The organism is Serratia sp. BW106 (assembly GCF_002607755.1).
Classification (GTDB): Bacteria; Pseudomonadota; Gammaproteobacteria; order Enterobacterales; family Enterobacteriaceae; genus Serratia; species Serratia proteamaculans.
Genome location: NZ_MCGS01000002.1, coordinates 1 through 23,326, shown reverse-complemented (window position 1 = coordinate 23,326; position 23,326 = coordinate 1). Strand labels below are relative to the sequence as shown.

Sequence of the window (23,326 nt, the reverse complement as noted above, 5' to 3'; positions counted from 1 at the left end):
GTGTTGAAAAAAATTTTCATGACGATTTTTATATAACTGTATGTTTTTAAACAATTAAATAAAAATCATAATCAAATCGTATGGATCTAAGGTATTTACAAGCGTGTTACATAGCTGTTTTATATTTGAACAGCCGTGGTGGCTAACAACCGGGACACTGAAAAATGCAAACAATCGTCTTATGCTGCGCCGCAGGAATGTCTACCAGCATGCTGGTACAAAAAATGAAAATCGAAGCCCAAAAACGGGCGCTGGATATCGAGATTGAAGCTGTACCGGTAGCGGATTTTGAACGTATCGTCGGCCGGGCGGATATCGTCCTGTTGGGGCCGCAGGTTAAATATGAACATGCGCGGCTTGCTGAACTGGCGGCGCCCTTGGGCAAAACCGTGGCGGTTATCGACATGATGGATTACGGCACCATGCGCGGCGACAAGGTACTGGACAAGGCGCTCGGCCTGCTGGCCTGAAAATCCTTCGGGAACCAGGCTTCTCACATTCGTTTATTTATTGATTTATTGCGGGTTATATCACTGACCCGTAGTGGGATCACCGTGCCTGTCATCAGGCGGGGGAGGGAATGATGGATTTGGAAACTAGCGTGATGGAATTGCTGGTTCATGCCGGCAGTGCGCGAAGTTCGCTGCTTTCTGCATTGCAATTAGCGCGTCGCGGTGAATTTGAGGCCGCTGGCGACAGGCTGGAAGAGGCGAAGGCCGCTATCGGCCGGGCACATGGCATGCAGACGGAGCTGATTGGTATGGATGAAGGCTGTGGAAAGGTACCGGTCAGTTTAATTCTGGTGCATGCGCAGGATCATTTGATGAATGCGATGCTGATCCAGGATCTGGCCACCGACATGATCGAACTTTATCGTCGTTTACCCCAGGGGACAGGCAATGACTAAAATCACCGTAATCGGCGGGGGCAGCAGCTACACGCCGGAGCTGGTCGAAGGATTGATCGCGCATTATCAGGACGTTCCGTTAACCGAGCTGGCGCTGGTCGATGTGGAATCCGGCCGTGAGAAAGTGAGCATCATTGCCGAATTGACCAAAAGAATGCTTAAGCGCAATGGGCTGGAGCAGGTGGTGGTTTCGGTGCATTTCACACTGGAGCCGGCCATTCGCGGTGCCAGTTTTGTGCTGACCCAGTTGCGGGTGGGGCAACTGGCCGCCCGTGCTGCCGATGAGCGTCTGGGGCTGAAATACCAGCGGCTGGGGCAGGAAACCACCGGCATCGGCGGCTTCGCCAAGGCACTACGTACCATTCCGGTCATGCTGGAAGTGGCGCGCGTGGTAGAAACTGTGGCGCCGGATGCCTGGATTATCAACTTTACCAATCCGGCCGGGATCGTCACCGAAGCGGTCTCACGTTACAGCAAGGCGAAGATTATTGGTCTGTGCAACGTGCCGATCACCATGCACCACATGATCGCCGATATGTTGAAAGCACCGCACGATCAGGTGGATCTGCGTTTCGCCGGGCTGAACCATATGGTGTGGGTGCATCAGGTCACACAAAGCGGTAAGGATGTGACCGCCAAAGTGCTGGAGATGCTGAGCAATGGCGAAACGCTGTCAATGAACAACATCAAAGACCTGCCGTGGCCACCGGCATTTTTGCAGGCGCTGGGAGCGATCCCTTGTCCGTATCACCGCTATTTTTATCAAACCGCCGGCATGCTGGAAGAAGAGATGGAAGCGGCCGCGGCTCAGGGCACTCGCGCCGAACAGGTAATGAAGGTTGAGGCGGAGCTGTTTGCCTTGTATGCCGACCCGACACTGGATAAAAAACCGGAGCAACTGAGCTTTCGTGGCGGTGCTTTCTATTCTGAGGTGGCGGTCGAATTGATCCGCGCCATTCACAATAACAGCGGCAAGGTGCTGGTGGTGAATACCCGTAATAACGGCGCCATTCAGGGCCTGCCGGATGATGCGGTGATTGAAACCAACTGTGTGATCGATGCGCAAGGCGCTCACCCGCTGAGTTTCGGCCCGTTGCCACTGGCCATGAACGGCTTGACCCAGCAGGTTAAAGATTTTGAACGGCTGACCATAGAGGCGGCGGTGCATGGCGATCGCCAGAGTGCGCTGTTGGCGCTGGTGGTGAACCCGCTGATTGGCGGTGTCGGCATCGCACAACCCTTGCTGGACGAAGTGTTGAGCCTTAACCAGGCCTATTTACCGCAGTTTAATTAAGTCGATATTCCATAATAACAATCACGACAGCCGGCTTTGCCGGGCAGGGGGGATGATGGCGGGTCTAAATAGTATTCTGGAACGTTACGTGTTGCCGACGGCGTTAAAAATCGCCGGGCAAAAACATATTTTGTCAGTGCGGGACGGCATAATTCTCAACATGCCGTTTATGTTAATCGGGTCATTTTTCCTGATCTTCGCTTATTTACCGATCCCCAGCTACGCCAATCTGATGGGCGAGGTGTTTGGTGCAGCATGGCGGGACAAGTTGCTGTATCCGGTCAAGGCGACTTACGACATCATGGCGATTATCTCCAGCTTTGGTATTGCCTATCGGCTGGCGGAGAAATACCGCGGGATGGATCCGCTCAGTACCGGTGCAGTTTCGCTGGTGGCGTTTATCATGACCATTCCCCAGCATACGCTGTTTGCGCCGGTGAAAGGGGCTGCGGAGCAAATTGTTAAAGGCGTGCTGCCGATGAATTTTATCGGTAGTCAGGGACTGTTTGTGGCAATCGTTGTGGCACTACTGTCGACGGAAATCTACCGTTTTGTGCATAACCGTAATCTGGTGATCAACATGCCGGAAGGGGTACCGCCGGCGGTGGCGAAATCTTTCCTGGCGCTGATCCCGGGGTTCTGCGTGTTGGCAGTGATCTTGTTGTTGCGTTTGATCGTTGAGGCCACGCCGTTTGGCGATATCAATACCATGATCGCCACCCTGATCGGCATTCCAATGCATCACGTGGGGGGAACGCTGCCGGGGATGATTTTCTCGGTGATCCTGATCGGCCTGCTGTGGACGCTGGGGCTGCATGGTGACGCCATTGTACTGGTGTTTATTCAACCGGTGTGGCTGGCGAATATGTCAGAAAACCTGGTGGCGTTTCAGAGCAATCAGCCGATCCCACACATTATTACCCAGCAATTTTACGACCTGTGGATTGCGCCCGGCGGCACGGGTGCTCTGTTGGGGTTGGTGATCTTTATGCTGTTGCGCAGCCGTAGTGCACAGATGAAACAGTTGGGGAAAATCGCCGCACCGGGTTGTCTGTTTAATATCAGCGAACCTATGGTGTTCGGGATCCCGCTGGTGATGAACCCGTACTTCTTCCTGCCGTTTATCCTGACCCCGGTGGTGCTGGTGATCGTGACCTACAGCGCGATGGCGACCGGATTGGTAACACCTCCGGTGGGGATTGCCTTGCCGTTCACCACACCGATTTTCATCAGTGGCTATCTGGCGACCGGTGGCCATATTTCGGGAACGGTGATCCAGGTGGTCAATCTGTTGATTTCAATGGCAATTTACTATCCCTTCTTCCGTGCCTGGGATAAGCAAAAATACCGTGAAGAAAATCAGGCGGCGGTGCCAGTACCAAACGCCGTGGCTGATGAGCAACCGCAGACACCATAAAATAGGCACTTTCTGCGGCGGTGATCGTACAGGTCGCCGTCGCAGCAAGGGAATGAAAAAGGGTTTACACACGACTTGTTACATTATAACAACGTTAATTTTTGCCACCGCAGCAACGCCCGCCTAAATTGCCTGTCAGATAACCATCCAGCAGCAGGAGAGAGAAAACTCTCAACAATAACCTGTATCTGGCAAACGGTTATGAATTCACTTTGGCAAGAATGGTATCAACAATGCAGAAGTTCCGACGCTGGACCCAGTTACAGGTCTCTTTCTTTATCGCTTTCTATCTCGGTGTGTTACTCAATATCCCCATATTTTACCGCCGGTATCAGCAACTTCATTATGACAATTTATTGTCGATCGGCATTGAAGTGGTCGCCGCCTTCTGCCTGGTGTGTTTCATCACGCTACTGATCTCGTTTTTGGGGCGCAGACTGTTCCGTATTTTGGCTTCGTTATTGGTATTGAGTTCGGTTGCTGCCAGCTACTACATGGTGCTATTCCATGTCGATATTGGTTACGGCATTCTGGCGGCGGTGATGACCACTGACGTTGACTTGTCCAGGGAGTCGGTGGGCTGGCATTTTGGCGTGTGGGTGGTGCTGGTTAGCCTGTTGCCGTTGCTGCTGATTTGGTTGGTGCCGATGCATGAGGCCAGTTATAAGCGCGGTAACCACCTGGCTTGGTTCAAAAAGGGCGGCGTGATGCTGAGCGCTGCACTGCTGTGCTGGTTACCACTGAAACTCATGGGCCAGGTGCAGGACCGCCACGATCGGGATAATAATCAAATGATGGCCAGCTATGGTGGCGTGGTGGCCGGCAGTTATTCACCGTCCAACTGGCTCTCGGCGTTGGGGCTGTTGACCTACAGCTCATACAGCCAGGCAGAGGACAGCCGTAATCTGTTTGATCCGGCAGCACATTTTACCTATCAAGCGCCAAAAGACGTGAATGATCTGTATGTGGTGTTTGTGATCGGCGAAAGCGCCAGACGTGACCATATGGGCATTTACGGTTACCAGCGTGACAACACGCCGAATCTGGATAAGGAAACCAACCTTGCGGTGTTGCAAGGGTATTCCTGCGACACCTCGACCAAACTCTCGCTACGTTGCATGTTCGTGCGAGAAGGCGGTGCGTCGGAAGCCCCCGAGCGGACGCTGAAGGAAATGAACGTGTTCTCAGTGCTGAAAAAGCAGGGCTTTTCCTCAGAGCTATTCTCGATGCAGAGTGAAGCCTGGTTTTATAACAAAACCCAGGCGGATGATTACGCGCTCAGAGAAAGTATTCAGGCGGAAAAACGCAATGCCGGCAAACCTGTGGATGATATTGCGTTGATTGATGAGTTGCGGGATTCGTTAGATCGTCACCCGCAGGGCAAGCACTTGGTGATCCTGCATACCAAAGGCTCGCACTATATGTACACCGAGCGCTACCCTCGCGCTTTCGCCCGCTACCAGCCGGAATGCCAGGGTATTGACGACACTTGCTCTACGCAATCGATGGTTAACTCTTACGACAACAGCCTGCTGTATACCGATTACGTCCTTGAGCAGGTTTTCAATCAGTTGCGTAATCGTAATGCCATCGTGTTCTACGCTTCGGATCACGGTGAGTCGATCTCGGAAAATATGCATTTTCACGGTACCCCGCGTGACCATGCACCAAAGGCGCAACGTACCATTCCGATCATGGTCTGGGCATCGGACAAGTTTCTCAGCCAGCCCGATCATCAGGCGGCCTTTAATCAGTTGAAAGCGCTACAGCGGGCAAAAACGCCGGTTTTCCACGAGAAGCTGTTCGACAGTATTCTCGGCTGCATCGGTTATACCTCACCGGACGGCGGCATTGTGAAACAGCACAACTGGTGTCAGGTTAACTGAGCCCATTGCAGAATGACTAACCGCCGCAAGGCGGTTTTTTTTGGCTAAAGCGGGCGGTAAAGCAGGTTAGCGAAGGCTTTCTATCCAGTGGAAGATGCGTGCCAGGCTGGGGGTGATATCACCGATGTTAAACATTGCGCCTATCCAGACGGCAATCATGACGGCCACCCCAATCACAACCGGTAAATCCATTTTACTCATTGGCTATCGTCTTCAATGGGTTAACAGGATTCCCAGCCTAGCATCAAACGCCCCGGGGATAAAATATCTGGCTACTGTGACTACAGTTCGGCATGCAAAAATGTTCTCCGGGGGAGGAACCGTTGCGCTATTGTGTCGGTTCAGTGAATCAGGAGGATGGTGGTGAAAGCATTAACTATCGTGGGAAATGACCTACGTCTAAAGATCCTGACGGACGCGAATACGGACATCGTTCATCGTTACTTCCAGGAGAACCAGCAGCACCTTTCCCCCTGGGAGCCGAAGCGACCTGCCGATTTTTACAGTGCAGAGGTGATCCACCAGCGGTTGTGGCATGCGCAGCGGGATGCCGAGCAGGGAGTGGCTTATCAGTTTGGCATTATCAATGGCACCGGCACGGAGATGTTGGGCGCCTGCAACTTTTCCAATATAGCTCGTGGTCCCTTTCAGGCCTGCCATCTGGGGTATTCAATAGCTGCCTGCCATCAAGGCAAGGGGATAATGACCCTGGCGCTCACTACGGCCCTTGACTACATGTTGGCTGAACTGGATCTGCATCGCATTATGGCCGCTTATATTCCGACCAATGCTCGCAGCGAAAAGCTGTTGTTGCGCCTGGGGTTTGAGAAAGAAGGTTACGCGAAATCCTATCTTAAAATTGCCGGCCGCTGGCAAGATCACGTATTGACCTCGTTGATTAACCCACGGCACGCAGAGTAACCCTTCGGCGTTGATAGCCAAAAAAAAGCCACCCGCAGGTGGCTTGTCGTCAGAACGTTGTTTAGTCCAGTTTTGGATGCTGGTCGATCAACATCTGTTTTTTCTTTTCCAACTCGGAAATCTGCTCGTTGATGTCATCGACTTTCTGTTCGATGTTATCGTAGTTTTCCTGCAGCAGTTCTTTGGCTTCCGAGCGATCCGAGGCGGCCGGGGTAGCACCACGCAGCGGCTTATTGGCGGTTTCCTTCATATACAGGCCGGTGATCAAACCGATCACGGCGACCACCATCAGGTAGTAGGCCGGCATATACAGGTTCCCGGAGGATTCGACCAACCAGGCGGCTACCGTGGGTGTTGCACCGGCAACCAGTACCGAGATGTTAAACGAAATTGCCAACGCGCTGTAACGAATGTGTGTTGGGAACATCGCCGGCAGGATCGAAGCCATGACGCCGGTGAAGCAGTTCAACAGCACCGCCAGCACCAACAGGCCGACGAAGATCAGGCCGATCACATTACTGTTGATCAAAATAAAGCACGGAATAGCCAGCGCCAGCAGGCCGATACTGCCGCCAATAATAAACGGCTTACGGCCGATACGGTCACTGGTCAGGCCGATGACCGGTTGCACAAACAACATGCCGATCATGACGGCGATAATGATCAGGACGCCGTGATCTTCCGAGTAGTGCAGGTTATGCGACAGGTAGCTCGGCATGTAGGTCAGCAACATGTAATAGGTCACGTTGGTCGAAATCACGATACCGACGCACACCAGCAGGCTTCTCCAGTGCTTGGCCGCGATCTCTTTAAACGAGGTTCTCGGCGGATTTTCGATGGCGTTGCGGTCTTCTTTCTCCATCTTTTCCACGTGCTGCTGGAACGCCGGAGTTTCTTCCAGCGCATGACGCAGGTACAGGCCGATCAGGCCTAATGGTGCGGCGATGAAGAACGGAATACGCCAGCCCCAGTCGAGGAAGTTAGCTTCACCGACGATACTGGAAATCAGCACCACGACGCCGGCACCCAGCACGAAGCCGGCAATCGAGCCGAAATCAAGCCAACTGCCCATAAAGCCACGCTTTCGGTCCGGGGAGTATTCGGCGACAAAGATCGCTGCGCCGGAGTATTCGCCACCGACCGAGAAGCCCTGTGCCAGCTTGGCTACCAACAGCAGCACCGGTGCCCAAATACCGATCGACGCATAAGAGGGGATCAGACCGATACAGAAGGTGCTCACCGCCATAATAATAATGGTGATGGAAAGGACTTTTTGTCGACCGAACTTATCGCCCATCGAACCAAAGAAGATGCCACCTAACGGACGTACCAGGAAGGGAACGGAAAAGGTTGCCAGTGCGGCAATCATCTGTACGCCGGGAGTGGCGCCAGGGAAAAAGACTTGCCCAAGGGCGTAGGCGACAAAGCCGTAAACACCAAAGTCGAACCATTCCATTGCGTTGCCCAATGCAGCCGCGGTGATCGCCTTTTTCAGTTTGCTGTCGTCAATAATGGTGATGTCATTAATCAACATCGGCTTATGTCGTTTTTTTCTTAACTTCATATAATCATCCCTTAATCAATTCTAGTCGTACGTGAATTCGCGATCCTTCTGCCCAGTTATCAGTTTGGTTAATCTAAACGCTATGCGCAGAGATCCCCCATTGCCATTTTTTGTGTGATGCGAATCACGTAATGTTTCAATTTTCACCGGGAATATGTCATTTAGGTGACTAATTATTTTGCATCTATAGCTTAACGTTATATCTGATGGCGATCAAATTTAGCAGTTTATCTTATGGATTTGCACCAATTTAGCGCATAAACAGGTTAACTATTGTGCATTTTGCTGGTTTTTTGTCTGGTGGGGGATGCGTTAAGTATAGGAACAACTGCAGCAAAAAACGGCAAAATTAATGCATTTTTCGGGCGAAGAAAAAGGCCTGACGCAGACGCCAGGCCGGCGAATTATTGCGGGGAACCGCCAAATTCTAAATAGAGTTGTGCCAGATTTTGGTATTGGCTAAAGCGATTTTCATCCAGCGCCTGCTCCGCCTGCCTGCGACGGTTTTGTGCATCCAGCCAGAAGGTGATGGGGACGGCACCTTGCCGGTAACGGCTCTCATTCAAGCGCTCAGATTTGCGTGCCAACGCCAACGAAGCCTGCAAGTGTTTTTCCTGTGCCATCAGTTGCGTACGCAACGACAAGGCATCGTCTACATCGGCCATGGCTTTATATAGCGTCTGTTTGAATTCCAGCACCTGCAGATCGTAGTCGCTGCGGGCGATTTTGATATCAACGTCCATTTTCCGCCACTCAAGGAACGGTAACGTTAGTCCTGCGCTCACCGAGGCCAACGGATTGCGCAGAAATTCCAGCAATGCGCTACTGCTGCTACCCAATGAACCTGTCAGGCTAAAGGCCGGATAGTACTGAGTGCGTTTCACATCGACGTTGGCCAGCGCTTCGCGCAATCGCAACTCTTTGGCGCTGATATCCGGGCGGTGGCGCAGCACGCTGGCCGGGATACCGGCGTTGATTTGCGGCAGCGGACCGGTCGGCAAACCACCAGGTTCCACCAGCGCATTGCCCGGCGGTGCGCCCAGTAATACCGTCTGTTCGTTCAACGCCTGCTGACGCTCACGCAGCAGCGCCAGATGACTGCTTTCCTGATTGATCAGATTTTGCTCGGCATCCACCACGTCCAGTGAAGAGATGCTGCCGGCACGATAGCGGGCATTGACCAACTGTAAGGTCTGCCGGGTGTAAGCGATATTTTGCTGACTGACGCTGATCCGTTGGTTGATAAAGCCTATGCGCCAGTAATTTTTGCTGGCGTTGGCGAGCAAGGCCAAACGCGCACTTTGCAAATCCTGTTGGGTGGCCTGACTGGCCCATTCTGCGGCGTCACGCTGTCGCGCCAGTTTGCCCCACAGATCGACCTCGTAGCTGACGCCAAGGTTGGCGCTGCTGCTTTTATTCCAGGGTGATGAATTGGCAAGGGCGTTGCTGGCTTGGCTATTGAGCGTAGCATTGACGCTTGGCTCGGTGGCGATATCGGTCTGTTGTGCCGTCAATTGGGCGCGGTAAACGCGCAGCGCGGCAGCGGCCAGGTCGTTATTGGCCAGCATGACCTGTTGCAACCAACGGTCTAACTGGGGATCGTGGAAATCGTGCCAGTCAAAAGGCACCGGCGTGGCGGCGGCATCGCTGCTGTCCGGCCATTGGGACGGGTAGTCTACCTTCACTGGCTGATATTCGCTTTTCAGCGCGTTGCCGCAGCCGGTACTGAGCAGGGCGGCGAGGCATAACGCCAGGGGGGATAAAATTTTCATAAGTTACTCGCTGGCCAGTGAAATGACCGGATCCATCCGCGCCGCTTTGCGGGCCGGGAGATAACCGAAGATCATACCGATCAAGGTGGAGCAGAAGAAGGCTACCGCGGCGGCCTGCCAGGAATAGATGGCGGTGAGCATGCCGCCCGCCAGCAGGGTAAACAGCGAGCCGGCGGCGAAGGACAGCAAAATGCCCAGCACCCCGCCGATCAGGCAGACCAGCACGGCCTCAATCATAAATTGCTGCATAATGTCGCTGCGACGTGCGCCTACAGCCATACGCACGCCAATTTCATGCGTCCGTTCGGTCACCGAGACCAGCATGATGTTCATCACGCCAAGGCTGCCGATAATCAGAGAAATTGAGGCCACCATCAGGATCAGCAGGCTGAGGGTCATTGAGGTGTGTTCGATCGATTTACGGTACTTGTCGAGGTTGAACAGCATAAAGTCTTTAACGCCGTGGCGCTGGGTCAGCAACTGGTTAATGGCGGCGACGGCAGCCTCGTTGGCGACGTCATCTTTCAACCGGACGCTGATGCTGCTCAGCGTGGTTTTGCCCACCATGCGATACATCACGGTGCTATAGGGCATCCACACTCTGATACGGTTGGGGGCCGAGTCCTGGTTACTTTGCACCACGCCAATCACCCGGGCCGGCACGGCACCAAGAAACACAATTTGGCCCAGCGGCTCTACGCCGAAATCACCGAACAACGACTGACGGGCGTTTTCGTCAATGATCACTTCCTGCAGCGCATTACGGTCATCCCGGAAGTTGCGACCTTGCACCAGCGTGAAACCGTTAACACGTAAATAATCGCGTCCAACGCCGCTGATCGACGCATTGGCTGACTTGCTGCGAAAGTGAATGCTGTCCGAGGCCGTGACTTCAGGGCTGACGCTGTCGACAAAGCTTTGACTGGCCAGCGCGTCGGCATCTGCCGGAACCAGAGTACGGATGCTGTCGATGGCATCATCAAAGAAATCACGGCCGGGGTAGATGCTGACCACGTTGGTGCCGAGACTTTTAATACTCTCCAGCGTGCGTTGTTTGGCGCCTTCGCCCAGCGCGACCACCGTCACGACCGCAGCAATGCCGAAAATAATGCCGGTCATGGTCAGAGCGGTACGCAGGCGGTGGGCATTCATGGCTTTCAGCGCCATTTGCAGCGACTCACGGGTACGATCGAGCAGACTCTGCCAGTAGCCTTGTGCCGCCGGTGGGGTCTTTTGCATCTTCGGCAGTGGGGCCGTCGTTTGACGGCCCCTGTCGGCGACGATCTCACCGTCCTGCAGTTCGATGATGCGTTGTGCGTGCTGCGCCACCTTCATATCGTGGGTGACGATCACGACAGTATGGCCACGCTGATTAAGTTCGCTGAGGATCTCCAGTACTTCCTGGCCGGAACGGGAGTCCAGGGCACCGGTGGGCTCATCCGCCAGGATGATTTCAGCACCGTTAATTAACGAACGAGCGATACTGACGCGCTGTTGCTGGCCACCGGAGAGCTGCCCAGGTTTATGGTGCTCACGGCCTTCCAGCCCCAGTCGGGCCAACAGTTGCGCCGCGTGCAGACGGCGTTGATCACGCTTGCTGTTGGCGTAAATCGCGGGGATTTCGACGTTGCCCAGCGCACTGATATCCGGCATCAGATGATAACGCTGGAAGATAAAACCGATATGCTCACGACGTAGCCTGGCCAATTGATCCGGCGACAGGTGAGCCGCATTTTGGCCGTTGATGTAATAGTCACCCTGGTCCGGTACGTCCAGACAGCCGATGATGTTCATCAGCGTGGATTTGCCAGAGCCTGAAGCGCCTATGATAGCGACCAACTCCCCGGCAGCGATGCTCAGGTTGATGTTTTTCAACACGGTCAGCGGCTGGCTGCTGTTGGTGTAGGTGCGGCCGATGCCTTTCAGCTCAATGATAGTGTTCACAGTGAGAGGCCTTCCTCGCTTGGCCTGGCACTTTCCTGCACCAGCACTACGTTTTCACCCACCTTCAACCCGGACAGGATTTGAATATCGACGTTATTGGTGATGCCTGTTTTCACCTCGCGCATTTCCAACCGGTTGTCCGCGGTCAGCACTTGCACCTGCTGTTTTTTATCTGCAGTTTTATGCACCGCCTGGATCGGTACTAACAGCGCGTTTTTTGCCTCACCGAGCAGTAATGAAACCTGAGCCGTCATGGCAATCCGCAAGCGGTTATCCGGGTTAGGTACATCCAATAATGCGTTGTAATACACCGAGGCGTTGGAGGTGCCGGAACCGGAGGACGAACTGCCGCCGGAGATTGAGTCGTCTTTCATCACCGATTCCGGCGCCAGCTCGACGGTGCGCAGCGTGGCGTCGTAACGTTTGTCCGGTTCGGAGAAAATGGTGAAGTAGGCTTTTTGCCCCTGCGAAACGCGGGTAATGTCGGCCTCGGAAATCTGCGCCTTAATGGTCATCACGTCCAACTGAGCCAGTTTGACGATGGTGGGGGCGCTCTGGTTGGCATTCACCGTTTGGCCCTGTTGAGTAATCACTGCGATGACGATGCCGTCCATCGGAGCCAGGATTCGGGTGTAACTCAGGTCGACCTTTTTCTTGTCCACCTCAATCTGCGCTTGCACGATGCGTGCATTTAACGCGATCAGTTCGGCGCGGGTCGCGGCGAGCGTGGCTTCCGCCGCCTCAAAATCTTCGCGGGAGCCGGCTTCATCACTCAACATGCGTTTCTGGCGCTTAAAGCGAGACTCGGCCTGTTTCAATAGCGCCTGTTTAGCCTGTAAATCCGCCTTGGCGACGTTCAGCGCCGCTTCGGCATTACGCAGATCGTTACGTTGCGGCAGATCGTCGATGTCGGCGATAGGCTGGCCCTTGGTGACCCGGTCGCCCAGTTTAACCTTCAGGGATTTGACCTGGCCGGAAACCTGCGCCCCGACATTGACCCGTTCTATTGCATCAAGCTTGCCGGTGGCCAGTACAGCATTTTCTATATCGCCCAGACGAGCCGGTACCGTGACCGAGGCGGTCTGAGAGGAGCTTTGCAAAGAGAACACGGCCACCAGGGCAAGTATGACCAGCAAGGCGCCGGCCAGGATAAACGCCAAACGGCGCGGAGTGACTTTCATAGTGTTATCCATAACAGAAAACGATGATCCCAGAAGGCGCTATAGTGGCATCCAGCGCTTTAACTAACAATAAACACGCTGCAGACGGGCGATAAAATGGCGATGGTTAATGATCACTATCTGAAAGCAATCCCACGCTGCAGGTTAAATAGGCGAAAATATAAGATTTCTCTGCAAAATCAGCCATTCATAGGTCAATAACTTGAACCCGTAGCATTAATATGGATAATACCAACCCGAAGCAACGGAATGCGCTATTAACTCAGTTGGCAGAGTGGTTGGTTTTAAAATGCTTTTTTGGCTACAAAATTGATAGACGCGGGTTCGAGTCCTGCATAGCGCGCCAGCTTCCTTTCGTGAACTGTTACCGTAAAGTGCACCCGGGTTGATTTGCACTATCGGCTCCTTGTTGGGTTTTTCGGGTGTGCTTTGCCGTAACCGTTTCCTCTCCTTTCTTTATGTTTTCTTCTGTTCCATCGATCTTTGCTAAACTGTAATCAGGCAGGTATGCTGCCCGGCAACAGGAGATCGCTATGTCTGAGTCCGATCAACTGCAGGAATTATTGCAACGCGTAGCGGCACTTGAAGCCCGCGAACAGTCGCTGACCGCCGCCTCCAATGCCTATCAGGCGATTATCACTACCATGCTCGGTAACCTGGAGAAACAGGACCGTGACAAGATTATTGCGATGATCGACCAGGCGCATGAACTTGCCTATGCTCGCGCCATTCAGCGCTGCAATGAGCCGCAAAAGCAAAAAATCAAGCAGGCTGACGATATCGCTCAGCGGATGTTTATGTTTGCCCAAGGTAAAAACTCCCTGCAACGTTAGCCAGCATAGGTATAACAGTTGCCGATTTTAAATTGCATAACTGATCTACCCGGGCAAACTGTACCTGTGTTAGTTTGAGGAATGATTATTGATAGCAATAATGTCCCCCAGGCATAAGGTTGTAGCGATGGACGCGATTAAAAGCATCTTGGTAAAAGAAATAGAGCGGATCAATCGGCAGGAAGGGCGCGACGGCAAGCTGCGTTTTAACAGCGAATTTGCCCGCGATCACCGTTACCTGTGCCTCGCCATGTTTGCCGGCTATTTTGCCGTGATCGCCGTGATGTATCAGGTCCCCTACATGGGTTTCATCTCCTTTTTGGCTTTTACCGCCTTCGTGTTGTTCATGTTCGCCATGCTGCTGATTGAAATCAAACCGGTGTATCGTTTCGAGGACATCGGCGTGCTGGATCTGCGCGTATGTTATAACGGCGAGTGGTATTTCACTCGCGCACTGTCGCCGCAGTCGGTGAAGGCGCTTTTGGATGAGCCGTCGATCGGTGCTGCGATGAAAACCCGGATGCAGGAAATCATCGCCAATAAGGGCGAGATTGATTTCTATGACGTTTACGATCTGGCGTATTCAAAGAAGCCACAGGATGAGCAGCCGCAGGTGGCGGTGCTTAACTGAAGGGTTTCCGCCTGCGCGGTTGTCGATTATACTCACGCATTGAAGCCCGTTAAGCGTGAGGAATTTACGATGAGTGATGACATTTTCGATTTTGATATCGATGCCGAATTGGCGCAAGCAGAAGAGAAAGCGGCGCAGAAAGTCAAAGAACTGCCAGAAATCCTTGAGGATGAGGCGGACTGCGAAGGCTGCAAGATCTGATTGCCATCGTTAATAAAGAACCGCTGCGGCGGTTTTTTTATGCCCAAAATCCGTGTTTCAGGCAAAAAAAAGCCCGTTTCAGGCGGGCCAACACTTAAGTAGTATGAGGGTTTATTTTTATTACCGACTGCGCTTAGCATACGCGTAATGGTCGGCAAGAGATGTGGGCGTATTGTAACAAAATAGTTGTTGTTGTGTTCCCGTGTTACGCCCACCAGGTCAACGATTAATCCAGCACAAATCCCCAAATCAGCAGCGCCGCCACGGTAACCAGGCAGAGCGTGGAGACGGTTATCAGTATTTTTCCCAGAATGTCTTTTTCTTGTTGCTGCTGTGCCACGTTAAAATTATCCAATTAAGAGCCTGTGGACCAAATCGGCGATACCCAGATCCAGCACTATGACCGTCAGTGCAATCCCCAGCATGGCTGATAGAAATCGAGTTTTACTGTTCAAATCAATACCCATCACCGCGATGCAGTGTTCCCAGAGTAAAGGTTAAACCGCCGGGGCTGAACGCCCGCTTTTGATAATTACAGAGTTTAAGAACCTTTCCAGGACCATAAGTTCCGTCTGTTTTGAGGGGGCCGCTGCGTGTGTTGCTCCGCAGCGGCTGGTGATGCGGAAAAATCAGTCAGTAACAATTCTTACGCCAATTTTACTGATGGCGTTGCCATCCATTTCGGCGATGGTCCAGGTCAGACCATCCCATTCTACCTGGTCGCCGACCACGGGCTCGCCGCCAATCAGTTTAAGGACGAATTGCCCCAGTGTTTGTTGTTCGTCCACGCCTTCCTGCAGGTTAAGCCCATACACCTGTGAAATATCGCTCAGGCGTGCGTCCGACTGCAGGATAAAGTCACCGAAGAAACGCTCATCCATGGTGACCACCGGCGCCTGGCTAAACAGTTTGCCCAGCACCGGTAAGTCATGTTCGTGGCCGATAACGCACAGAATGTCATCTTCACGCAGTCGCGTACTACCGCTGGGGTGCAACAACTCTTTGCCACGGAACAATGCGGCAATGCGCGTGCCCGGCGGCATTTTCAGCTCACGCAGTGCAGCACCCACACACCAGTTTTCTGACGACAGCTGATAAACAAACTGTTCCCATTGGTTTTCAGGGTGTACGTCCAACCCAACCCGCGAAATTGGCGCCAGTGCCGGCGGCACGATTACCTTGGCTTTCTTCGCGGCGAACGACAGCGTTGTGCCTTGTAGTAACAGTGAGACCAGTACCACAAAGAAGGCCACGTTGAAGAAAAGCTGAGCATTCGGCAATCCGGCCATCATCGGGAAGACGGCCAGAATGACCGGCACGGCACCGCGCAGGCCAACCCATGAGATAAAGCTGCGTTCACGCAGGGTAAAACTGCGGAACGGCAACAGCCCGATAAACACCGAAAGCGGTCGGGCGAACAAAATCATCCACAGCGACAGCAGCAGGGCAGGGATGGCGATAGGCAACAACTCGTGCGGATTGAGCAGCAGCCCCAGCACCAGGAACATGCCGATTTGGCTCAGCCAGGCCAGTCCGTCGAAGGTCTGGACAATCCCGTGCCGGTTGCGGATCGGGCGATTGCCCAGCATCAGGCCGCACAGATAGACCGCCAGAATGCCGCTGCCGTCCAGCGCGGTGGTCAGGGCAAAAATCAAAATGCCACCGCTGACGGCCAACAGCGGATACAGGCCTTCCGCCAGTTTTATGTGGTTGATTAGCGTCAACAGTAGCCAACCGCCGCCGAGGCCAAAGACAATCCCCATGCCGAACTGCTGCAGCAAATGGAGCGGGAACATCCAGCTCAGCGTGGTTTCGCCGGCGGAGATCATCGCAATCAGGGTGATGGTAAGAAACACCGCCATCGGATCGTTGCTACCGGATTCGATTTCCAGCGTGGCGCTGACGCGGTCGTTAAGCCCTTTACCGCCCAGCAGTGAAAATACCGCGGCGGCATCGGTAGAGCCGATAATGGCGCCAATCAGCATGCCCTGCAGCAAGTCGAGGTTGAACAGCCAGGCGGCCGCCAGCCCGGTAAGCCCGGCGGTGATCACCACGCCGACGGTGGCGAGGGAAAGTGCCGGCCAGAGTGCCACGCGGAATGAGCTGACACGGGTGCGCATACCACCGTCCAGCAGGATCACGGCCAGTGCCAGGTTACTGACCAGATAGGCCACAGGGTAATTGCTGAAAACGATACCGCCAGGGCCATCGACCCCCGCCAGCATGCCGATAGCCAGGAAGATCACCAGAATGGGGATCCCCAGGCGTGAGGAAAATGAACTGAGAAGAATACTTGCTCCCACCAACACGGCACCGATGATGAACAAACTGTTAATGGTGCTGGCATCCAAAATAACGTTCTCCTGCAGGCTGGGGGAAAGGCGTTGCGCGCGGGCGCAGATACCCCATGATGATAGCCTGTTTTTTAGGTAAAACGCCAAGGCTGATTTACAAAACAGTTTGGCATTTATTGTCATTTAAGAAGGAAAGCGTGAGGAAGTGGGGATAAATCGGTGAACTTCTTACTTTTATCTATATTTATCAGCTTACTGTGGTTCTGTCCTGACAATAAACCTCAATTTCCATTGCGACGGTGGAGGAAAAACCATTAAACCCCCGTCAGGAGGCTTAATGGTTTGCAGGCGTGGTGTGATTAATGATCGAGTGATTGCAAAGCCCGCTTGATCAGCTCGGCAGCCAGTTTGCGTTCTGACTCCGAAATACCGTCAAGGTTAAGGCTGGAAAGCTCGGTGACCAGAATACTGCGGTCCTTGCCGCCGATCGACGCATCCAGTGCGGACAGCAATCGGCCAAGAATTTTTAGCAGGGTGGCGTTTTCTGGTACGGCTTCCGGAGCCGAAGTGTCTTTATCAGTCATTAAAAATCCTCTCTGTCGTGACGGAAGGGAGATACTGCAAACATTGTCGTAATGATAGCGACAACGCCGTCCCTCAGGGTTCATTGAGCCCAATCGCTACCGTAAGGCAGGGATGTGGATTTCCACTTATGCGTTGTAGTTATAACAACTAGCGGCAATATGCTCCAGCATAACTTTGCCTTAACTTTCACCTTCAGGGTGAGCAATGTGTGCTCAGTGGCTCAAACAGGCTGAGGTACGGGTATGCGAAATCATGATATCGGTTAAGGCGTACAGACGTATGACAGCAAACGGCCCAGTATACTGGGCCATTGGCTTATTGCGGTTTTCCGGAGAACAGGAACCGCAGCAGGGGAATGCGTTTGTGCAGCTCATATAAGACAAAGGCACAGGAGAAGACAAACACCAGACCGAGCACGAAACCCAGCAGATTATTGTCGATATACGGCGTCACAAAAGCGCCATATATCAAGGTCAGTGGGTGGTGCACCAGATATATAAAGAGCGATGCATTGACCAGATAAGTGATTCGGGGTGAGTGATAGTTCAGCAGGTTATGTCCGAATGAGAAAACCACGTTCGCCATCAGGATCCCCAGCAGGGTTTTGATCACCACTTCCAGCTCGAACATATAGCTGCTGTGGGCCAGATACTTCTGATTTAGCATGTAGGCAATGAACAACAGCAGCGAGCCGAGCAGCGACCAGAGTGAGGGCTTGAGAAAAATCTCTTTCAGCCACACATACTTAAAGGCGTAAGCACCCAGGATGAAGAACGGCAGGTAGAACATGGTCTCCATCACCACGAAATTGAACAGGCCATTGGAGAGTAAATGCGGTGCGAAAATTAAAATAATGCGGTGCGCGGCCGAATAGAATAAAGCATAAATAAGAAAGAGCAGTGAGATATTTCCTAATCCAGTCATTTTATTTATTGGATAGGGAAGGGTATTGCTTTTAATCGCCTTGATTTTTTTGAACAGATAAAAACAAAGGGTGGTCAGCAATGTCAGGGTTAATAAAAACCACAGATGAGAAACCAGTTCCCAAACTGTGACATTTATTTTCTGATAGAGCGAAAAATTTTCCCAGCCGTTTAATTTATCGGTGAAGTATTTCAGCATGAAAAACTGTGGCACCGTAATTAACGGGATCGAGCTCAGCAGCGGGATCGCCACCCGTTCCAGCCTGACCTTCAACCACTTATGGCGCTCATAGCGCTCGTAGAGCATGTACGAGAAGTAGCCGGAAATCACGAAGAACACCTGCATGCGGAAGGCATGGATGAAGTCGTTCAGCACCGTTAGCGAGAAGGAAGGCGTAGCGCTGTTTACCGCCCAGGCGTGGCTGGAATAGATCAGGGACAGATGAAAAGGGATGCCGAGCAACATCAAATAAGCCCGGATCGAATCGAGGAAAAACTCGCGTTGGTTGCTGCCTTTAGTCATAGGTTACCGCTGGTGATTTTATCGAATGGTCATTAACACGCTTAATAAGTCGGCAATGGTTAAATCGAACCTCAAACCCTACTATAGCGTTTCACATTTTTCCATAGCGTCTTGTTGCGGGGCTTGCTACGCTGGTGTTTAGTCAGCTGCTTAAACTATGAGCCATAAACATGAACCATCCATTTATCATGTTGTCGGAAAGCTGAATAATCCATTAATATGGATTTAAATGATTTGAGCACACGAATAGGGGGGGATGTGCTAGTTAATATATTATCCAAGAAACCACGCGCCGCGAGCGTACGTTGGTTAGGTGCGACCGTATTGTTCACGCTGTTTACTTCGCCGGCATGGGCTTTTTCTATTGATGATGTGGCCAAGCAGGCACAGGATCTGGCAGGAAAAGGCTTTGAGGCTCCGAAGAGCAACCTTCCTTCTCAATTCCGTGAGATGAAATTCGCGGACTATCAGCAAATTCAGTTCAATCACGATAAAGCCTATTGGAGCAAGCTGAAAACCCCATTCAAGCTTGAGTTTTATCATCAGGGGATGTACTTCGACACGCCGGTGAAAATCAATGAAGTCACCTCGACCACCGTGAAGCAGATCAAGTACAACCCGGACTACTTCAACTTTGGTTCGGTGAAGCACGATCCGGATTCGGTAAAAAACCTCGGCTTTGCCGGTTTCAAGGTGATTTATCCGATCAACAGTGCGGACAAGAACGACGAAATTATGAGCCTGCTGGGCGCGAGTTACTTCCGCGTGGTGGGTAAAGGGCAGGTTTACGGTATTTCCGCACGTGGCCTGGCGATTGATACTGCATTGCCGTCCGGTGAAGAGTTCCCGCGTTTCCGCGAATTCTGGGTTGAACGTCCGAAGCAGGGCGACAAACATCTGGTGATTTACGCGCTGCTGGATTCACCGCGTGCTACCGGGGCTTACCGTTTTGTGGTCTATCCAGGCCGCGATACCACGGTGGACGTCGAGTCTAAAGTGTTCCTGCGCGACAAGGTCGGCAAACTGGGTATGGCACCGCTGACCAGCATGTACCTGTTCGGGCCAAACCAGCCTTCTCCGACGCTGAACTACCGTCCGGCGCTGCATGACTCTAACGGTCTGTCTATCCATGCCGGCAACGGCGAATGGATCTGGCGTCCGCTGAATAATCCGAAGCACCTGTCCGTCAGCACCTATCAGGTCGAGAACCCGAAAGGTTTCGGTCTGCTGCAGCGTGGCCGTAACTTCAAGGATTACGAAGATCTGGACGACCGTTACGATCTGCGTCCAAGCGCCTGGATCGAACCGCGTGGCGACTGGGGCAAGGGGAAAGTTGAGCTGGTGGAGATCCCAACGGCGGATGAAACCAATGACAACATCGTGGCCTTCTGGACTCCGGACGTGTTGCCGGATGCCAAAACGCCGCTGGCACTAAACTATCGCCTGCATTTCACCCGTGACGAAGACAAACTGCATTCGCAGGACATTGCCTACGTCAGCCAGACCATGCGTTCTACCGGTGATGTGAAGCAGTCTAACCTGATCCGCGAGCCAGACGGCAGCGTGGCATTCCTGGTTGACTTCGTTGGCCCGGTACTGAAAGGTCTGGACGCGGCGACGCCGGTTGCCGCTCAGGTGAGCATCGGTGACAACGGTGAAATGGTAGAAAACAATGTCCGCTATAATCCAGTGACCAAAGGCTGGCGTCTGACGGTGCGTCTGAAAGTGAAAGACGACAAGAAGCCGGTAGAAATGCGCGCAGCGCTGGTCAATGGTGATAAGACCCTGTCGGAAACCTGGAGCTATCAGCTACCTGCCAATGAATAAGCCTACTCAACTTGCCCAGGATTATCTTGCGGCAATGCCTCTGACTGCTCAGCAGTCAGAGGCGCTTAAACCCCAGCCGGGAGCGGATGACGCCCAGGCACTGGAGGCGCTGCATCGCAAGATGGGCGCCGCCGATGCCAACGTCAATACGCTGTCGGCGGATGACGTGGCGCTGGCCTCGGTCAAGGCGCGTATCGAAAGCGCTTGGCCGGATGCGGTCAGCGACGACGATTTTGACAATGACGTGGAAGGCCGCAGTATTCTGAAGGCCACGCCGCCGATTAAACGCACCAGCATGTTCCCGGAAGCCTGGCGCACCAACCCGGTGGCGCGCTTCTGGGATTCTCTGCTGGGGCGCTCGCCGCACAACCGTCATGCTTCCAAAGAGGAAGCCGCCGCGGAAAACCGCTGGCGCGTGGTCGGTTCGATGCGCCGTTATGTGCTGTTGGTGCTGATGCTGGTGCAGACCGGTATCGCTACCTGGTACATGAAAACCATCTTGCCATATCAGGGCTGGGCGCTGATCGATCCGCTGGCGATGCTGGACCAGGATCTGATGCAGTCGGTGCTGCAACTGCTGCCTTACGTGTTGCAAACCGGCATTCTGATCCTGTTCGCCATTCTGTTCTGTTGGGTGTCGGCCGGATTCTGGACCGCGCTGATGGGCTTCCTGCAGTTGCTGATCGGCAAAGACAAATACAGTATTTCTTCCACCATCAAGGGCGATGAGCCAATCAATCCGGCGCACCGCACCGCGTTGATCATGCCGATCTGTAACGAAGACGTCGAACGGGTGTTCGCTGGCCTGCGTGCGACCTATGAGTCGGTTGCCGCCACCGGTCAGCTCGAACATTTCGATATCTACGTGCTGAGCGACAGCTACGACCCGGATATTTGCATGGCGGAACAGAAGGCCTGGATGGAACTGTGCCGTGACGTAGAAGGCCATGGCCGTATCTTCTATCGCCGCCGTCGTCGCCGTGTGAAACGTAAAAGCGGCAACATCGACGACTTCTGCCGTCGCTGGGGTGGCGAGTACAGCTACATGGTGATCCTGGATGCCGACAGCGTGATGAGCGGTGAGTGTCTCACCGGTCTGGTGCGCCTGATGGAAGCCAATCCGAACGCCGGTATCATCCAGTCTGCGCCGAAAGCCTCGGGTATGGATACGTTGTATGCTCGCGTGCAGCAGTTTGCTACCCGCGTTTACGGGCCGCTGTTTACCGCCGGTCTGCACTTCTGGCAGTTGGGTGAGTCGCACTACTGGGGTCACAACGCGATTATCCGCGTGAAGCCGTTTATCGAACACTGTGCACTGGCACCGCTGCCGGGCGAAGGCTCCTTTGCCGGTTCCATTTTGTCGCATGACTTTGTGGAAGCCGCGCTGATGCGCCGTGCCGGTTGGGGCGTGTGGATTGCTTATGATCTGCCGGGCAGCTATGAAGAATTGCCGCCGAACCTGCTGGACGAACTAAAGCGTGACCGTCGCTGGTGCCACGGTAACCTGATGAACTTCCGCCTGTTCCTGGTGAAAGGCATGCACCCGGTGCACCGTGCGGTGTTCCTGACCGGCGTGATGTCATACCTGTCGGCACCGCTGTGGTTTATGTTCCTGGCGTTGTCTACCGCATTGCAGGTGGTGCATACCCTGATGGAGCCGCAGTACTTCCTGCAGCCACGTCAGCTGTTCCCGGTCTGGCCGCAGTGGCGTCCTGAACTGGCGATAGCACTGTTCTCTACCACTCTGGTGCTGTTGTTCCTGCCTAAGCTGCTCAGTATCGTGCTGATCTGGGCGAAGGGCGCCAAAGAATACGGTGGGGGTGTGCGTCTGTTCCTGTCGATGCTGTTGGAAATGCTGTTCTCGGTGCTGTTGGCACCGGTACGTATGCTATTCCATACGGTGTTCGTGGTCAGCGCCTTCCTCGGTTGGGAAGTGGTGTGGAACTCTCCGCAGCGTGACGACGATGACACGCCATGGAGCGAAGCCTTTAAACGCCACGGTTCACAGATGCTGCTCGGTCTGGTCTGGGCCGGTGGTATGGCCTGGCTGGATCTGCGCTTCCTGTGGTGGTTATCGCCGATCGTGTTCTCGCTGATCCTGTCACCGATCGTTTCGTCTCTGTCGAGCCGGGCGACGCTGGGTATCAAAAGCAAGCGAGCCAAACTGTTCCTGATCCCGGAAGAGTACTCTCCGCCGCGTGAACTGCTGGCGACCGAAGAGTATTTGCAGCTTAACCGTGAACGTGCTCTGGCCAATGGCTTTATGCACGCGGTGGTTAACCCGTCGTTCAATGCTTTGGCGGCTGCGCTGGCGACCGCGCGTCACCACCTGCGGGGTGCTATCGAGCACAACCGTGAAGAGCGGGTGAACGAGGCATTGCAACTGGGGCCGGAGAAGCTGGTGAAGGGCAAACGCCTGGAGCTGTTAAGCGATCCCGTTGCGTTATCGCGCTTGCATCAGCGTGTTTGGTTACTGCCGGAAGGGGCCGCCTGGCGCGAGCACTACCAGCAACTGCCGCACAATGAACGGGCTCATCCGCAAGGTCAACGTTAAGCCTTGACCGGGTAGCCGAAACGGGGAATGCGCATTGCGTGTTCCCCGTTTTTTTGTGCCCAGAAAACC

The 23,326-nt window shown here is 53.5% G+C and carries 20 protein-coding genes and 1 tRNA gene; 12 read left to right on the top strand and 9 right to left on the bottom strand.

The features are described 5' to 3' along the window. Positions 1-164: 164 nt before the first annotated feature. The 5 genes from BEI65_RS00595 (at position 165) to eptB (ending at position 5,504) form a co-directional block, all read left to right on the top strand. A complete protein-coding gene (locus BEI65_RS00595) occupies positions 165-470 on the top strand; it encodes a PTS sugar transporter subunit IIB (protein WP_099061657.1) in 306 nt (101 codons plus the stop codon). A gap of 110 nt (positions 471-580) precedes the next feature. Then, positions 581-907 carry a PTS lactose/cellobiose transporter subunit IIA gene (locus BEI65_RS00590; RefSeq protein ID WP_099061656.1) on the top strand — a complete coding sequence of 109 codons (327 nt, stop codon included), beginning with the start codon at positions 581-583 and terminating at the stop codon, positions 905-907. Next, on the top strand, positions 900-2,201 hold the full coding sequence (locus tag BEI65_RS00585) for a 6-phospho-beta-glucosidase (RefSeq protein WP_099061655.1): 1,302 nt from the start codon (positions 900-902) through the stop codon (positions 2,199-2,201). The genes BEI65_RS00590 and BEI65_RS00585 overlap by 8 nt, the downstream gene beginning before the upstream one ends. A 55-nt stretch (positions 2,202-2,256) precedes the next feature. Then, complete coding sequence (gene celB, locus BEI65_RS00580; protein WP_099061654.1) at positions 2,257-3,618, top strand: PTS cellobiose transporter subunit IIC; 1,362 nt, start codon at positions 2,257-2,259, stop codon at positions 3,616-3,618. Between the two features lie 233 nt (positions 3,619-3,851). Further along, a complete protein-coding gene (eptB, locus tag BEI65_RS00575) occupies positions 3,852-5,504 on the top strand; it encodes a kdo(2)-lipid A phosphoethanolamine 7''-transferase (RefSeq protein WP_099061653.1) in 1,653 nt (550 codons plus the stop codon). A 66-nt stretch (positions 5,505-5,570) separates the two neighbouring features. Here eptB and BEI65_RS27335 read toward each other — a convergent pair whose 3' ends face one another. Continuing rightward, complete coding sequence (locus BEI65_RS27335) at positions 5,571-5,696, bottom strand: hypothetical protein (RefSeq protein WP_255408973.1); 126 nt, start codon at positions 5,694-5,696, stop codon at positions 5,571-5,573. 171 nt (positions 5,697-5,867) lie between these two features. Here BEI65_RS27335 and BEI65_RS00570 point away from each other — a divergent pair, with 171 nt between their 5' ends. Then, the gene (locus tag BEI65_RS00570; RefSeq protein ID WP_099061815.1) at positions 5,868-6,425 is read left to right on the top strand and encodes a GNAT family N-acetyltransferase; all 558 of its coding nucleotides are present in this window, start codon (positions 5,868-5,870) and stop codon (positions 6,423-6,425) included. A gap of 61 nt (positions 6,426-6,486) precedes the next feature. On the opposite strand, the gene proP is transcribed toward BEI65_RS00570, so the two are convergent. The 4 genes from proP to BEI65_RS00550 form a co-directional block, all read right to left on the bottom strand. Next, complete coding sequence (proP, locus tag BEI65_RS00565) at positions 6,487-7,989, bottom strand: glycine betaine/L-proline transporter ProP (protein ID WP_099061652.1); 1,503 nt, start codon at positions 7,987-7,989, stop codon at positions 6,487-6,489. 404 nt (positions 7,990-8,393) lie between these two features. Next, positions 8,394-9,761, bottom strand: coding sequence for a TolC family protein (locus BEI65_RS00560; protein WP_099061651.1), 1,368 nt, complete (start codon positions 9,759-9,761; stop codon positions 8,394-8,396). 3 nt (positions 9,762-9,764) lie between these two features. After that, the gene (locus BEI65_RS00555) at positions 9,765-11,705 is read right to left on the bottom strand and encodes a MacB family efflux pump subunit (protein WP_099061650.1); all 1,941 of its coding nucleotides are present in this window, start codon (positions 11,703-11,705) and stop codon (positions 9,765-9,767) included. Continuing rightward, positions 11,702-12,886 (bottom strand): efflux RND transporter periplasmic adaptor subunit, encoded by a 1,185-nt coding sequence (locus BEI65_RS00550; protein ID WP_099061649.1) that lies wholly within the window; start codon positions 12,884-12,886, stop codon positions 11,702-11,704. The genes BEI65_RS00555 and BEI65_RS00550 overlap by 4 nt, the downstream gene beginning before the upstream one ends. A 251-nt stretch (positions 12,887-13,137) precedes the next feature. On the opposite strand from BEI65_RS00550, the gene BEI65_RS26670 reads away from it, so the two are divergent. The 4 genes from BEI65_RS26670 (at position 13,138) to BEI65_RS27330 (ending at position 14,551) form a co-directional block, all read left to right on the top strand. Continuing rightward, positions 13,138-13,232, top strand: a tRNA-OTHER gene (locus BEI65_RS26670). Between the two features lie 187 nt (positions 13,233-13,419). After that, positions 13,420-13,719, top strand: a complete 300-nt coding sequence (locus BEI65_RS00545) for a hypothetical protein (RefSeq protein WP_085116200.1) — start codon at positions 13,420-13,422, stop codon at positions 13,717-13,719. Between the two features lie 127 nt (positions 13,720-13,846). Next, positions 13,847-14,350 (top strand): YlaC family protein, encoded by a 504-nt coding sequence (locus BEI65_RS00540; protein WP_085116201.1) that lies wholly within the window; start codon positions 13,847-13,849, stop codon positions 14,348-14,350. A 69-nt stretch (positions 14,351-14,419) separates the two neighbouring features. Next, positions 14,420-14,551, top strand: coding sequence for a hypothetical protein (locus tag BEI65_RS27330; protein WP_012006291.1), 132 nt, complete (start codon positions 14,420-14,422; stop codon positions 14,549-14,551). Positions 14,552-14,777: 226 nt separating this feature from the next. On the opposite strand, the gene BEI65_RS27325 is transcribed toward BEI65_RS27330, so the two are convergent. The 4 genes from BEI65_RS27325 to mdoC all read right to left on the bottom strand — a co-directional run bounded on the left by BEI65_RS27325 (position 14,778) and on the right by mdoC (position 18,876). Beyond that, a complete protein-coding gene (locus BEI65_RS27325; RefSeq protein ID WP_255408972.1) occupies positions 14,778-14,906 on the bottom strand; it encodes a hypothetical protein in 129 nt (42 codons plus the stop codon). A 274-nt stretch (positions 14,907-15,180) separates the two neighbouring features. Continuing rightward, entirely contained in the window at positions 15,181-16,902 is a 1,722-nt protein-coding gene (locus BEI65_RS00535; protein WP_099061648.1) for a potassium/proton antiporter, read from the bottom strand. 302 nt (positions 16,903-17,204) lie between these two features. Further along, positions 17,205-17,429 (bottom strand): hypothetical protein, encoded by a 225-nt coding sequence (locus tag BEI65_RS00530; RefSeq protein ID WP_085116203.1) that lies wholly within the window; start codon positions 17,427-17,429, stop codon positions 17,205-17,207. 316 nt (positions 17,430-17,745) lie between these two features. Beyond that, on the bottom strand, positions 17,746-18,876 hold the full coding sequence (gene mdoC, locus BEI65_RS00525) for a glucans biosynthesis protein MdoC (protein WP_099061647.1): 1,131 nt from the start codon (positions 18,874-18,876) through the stop codon (positions 17,746-17,748). 258 nt (positions 18,877-19,134) lie between these two features. Between mdoC and BEI65_RS00520 the strand changes: the two genes are divergently transcribed. After that, positions 19,135-20,703, top strand: a complete 1,569-nt coding sequence (locus BEI65_RS00520; RefSeq protein WP_176980288.1) for a glucan biosynthesis protein G — start codon at positions 19,135-19,137, stop codon at positions 20,701-20,703. Further along, entirely contained in the window at positions 20,696-23,257 is a 2,562-nt protein-coding gene (gene mdoH / locus BEI65_RS00515; protein ID WP_099061645.1) for a glucans biosynthesis glucosyltransferase MdoH, read from the top strand. Before BEI65_RS00520 ends, mdoH begins: the two co-directional genes overlap by 8 nt. Positions 23,258-23,326 lie beyond the last annotated feature (69 nt).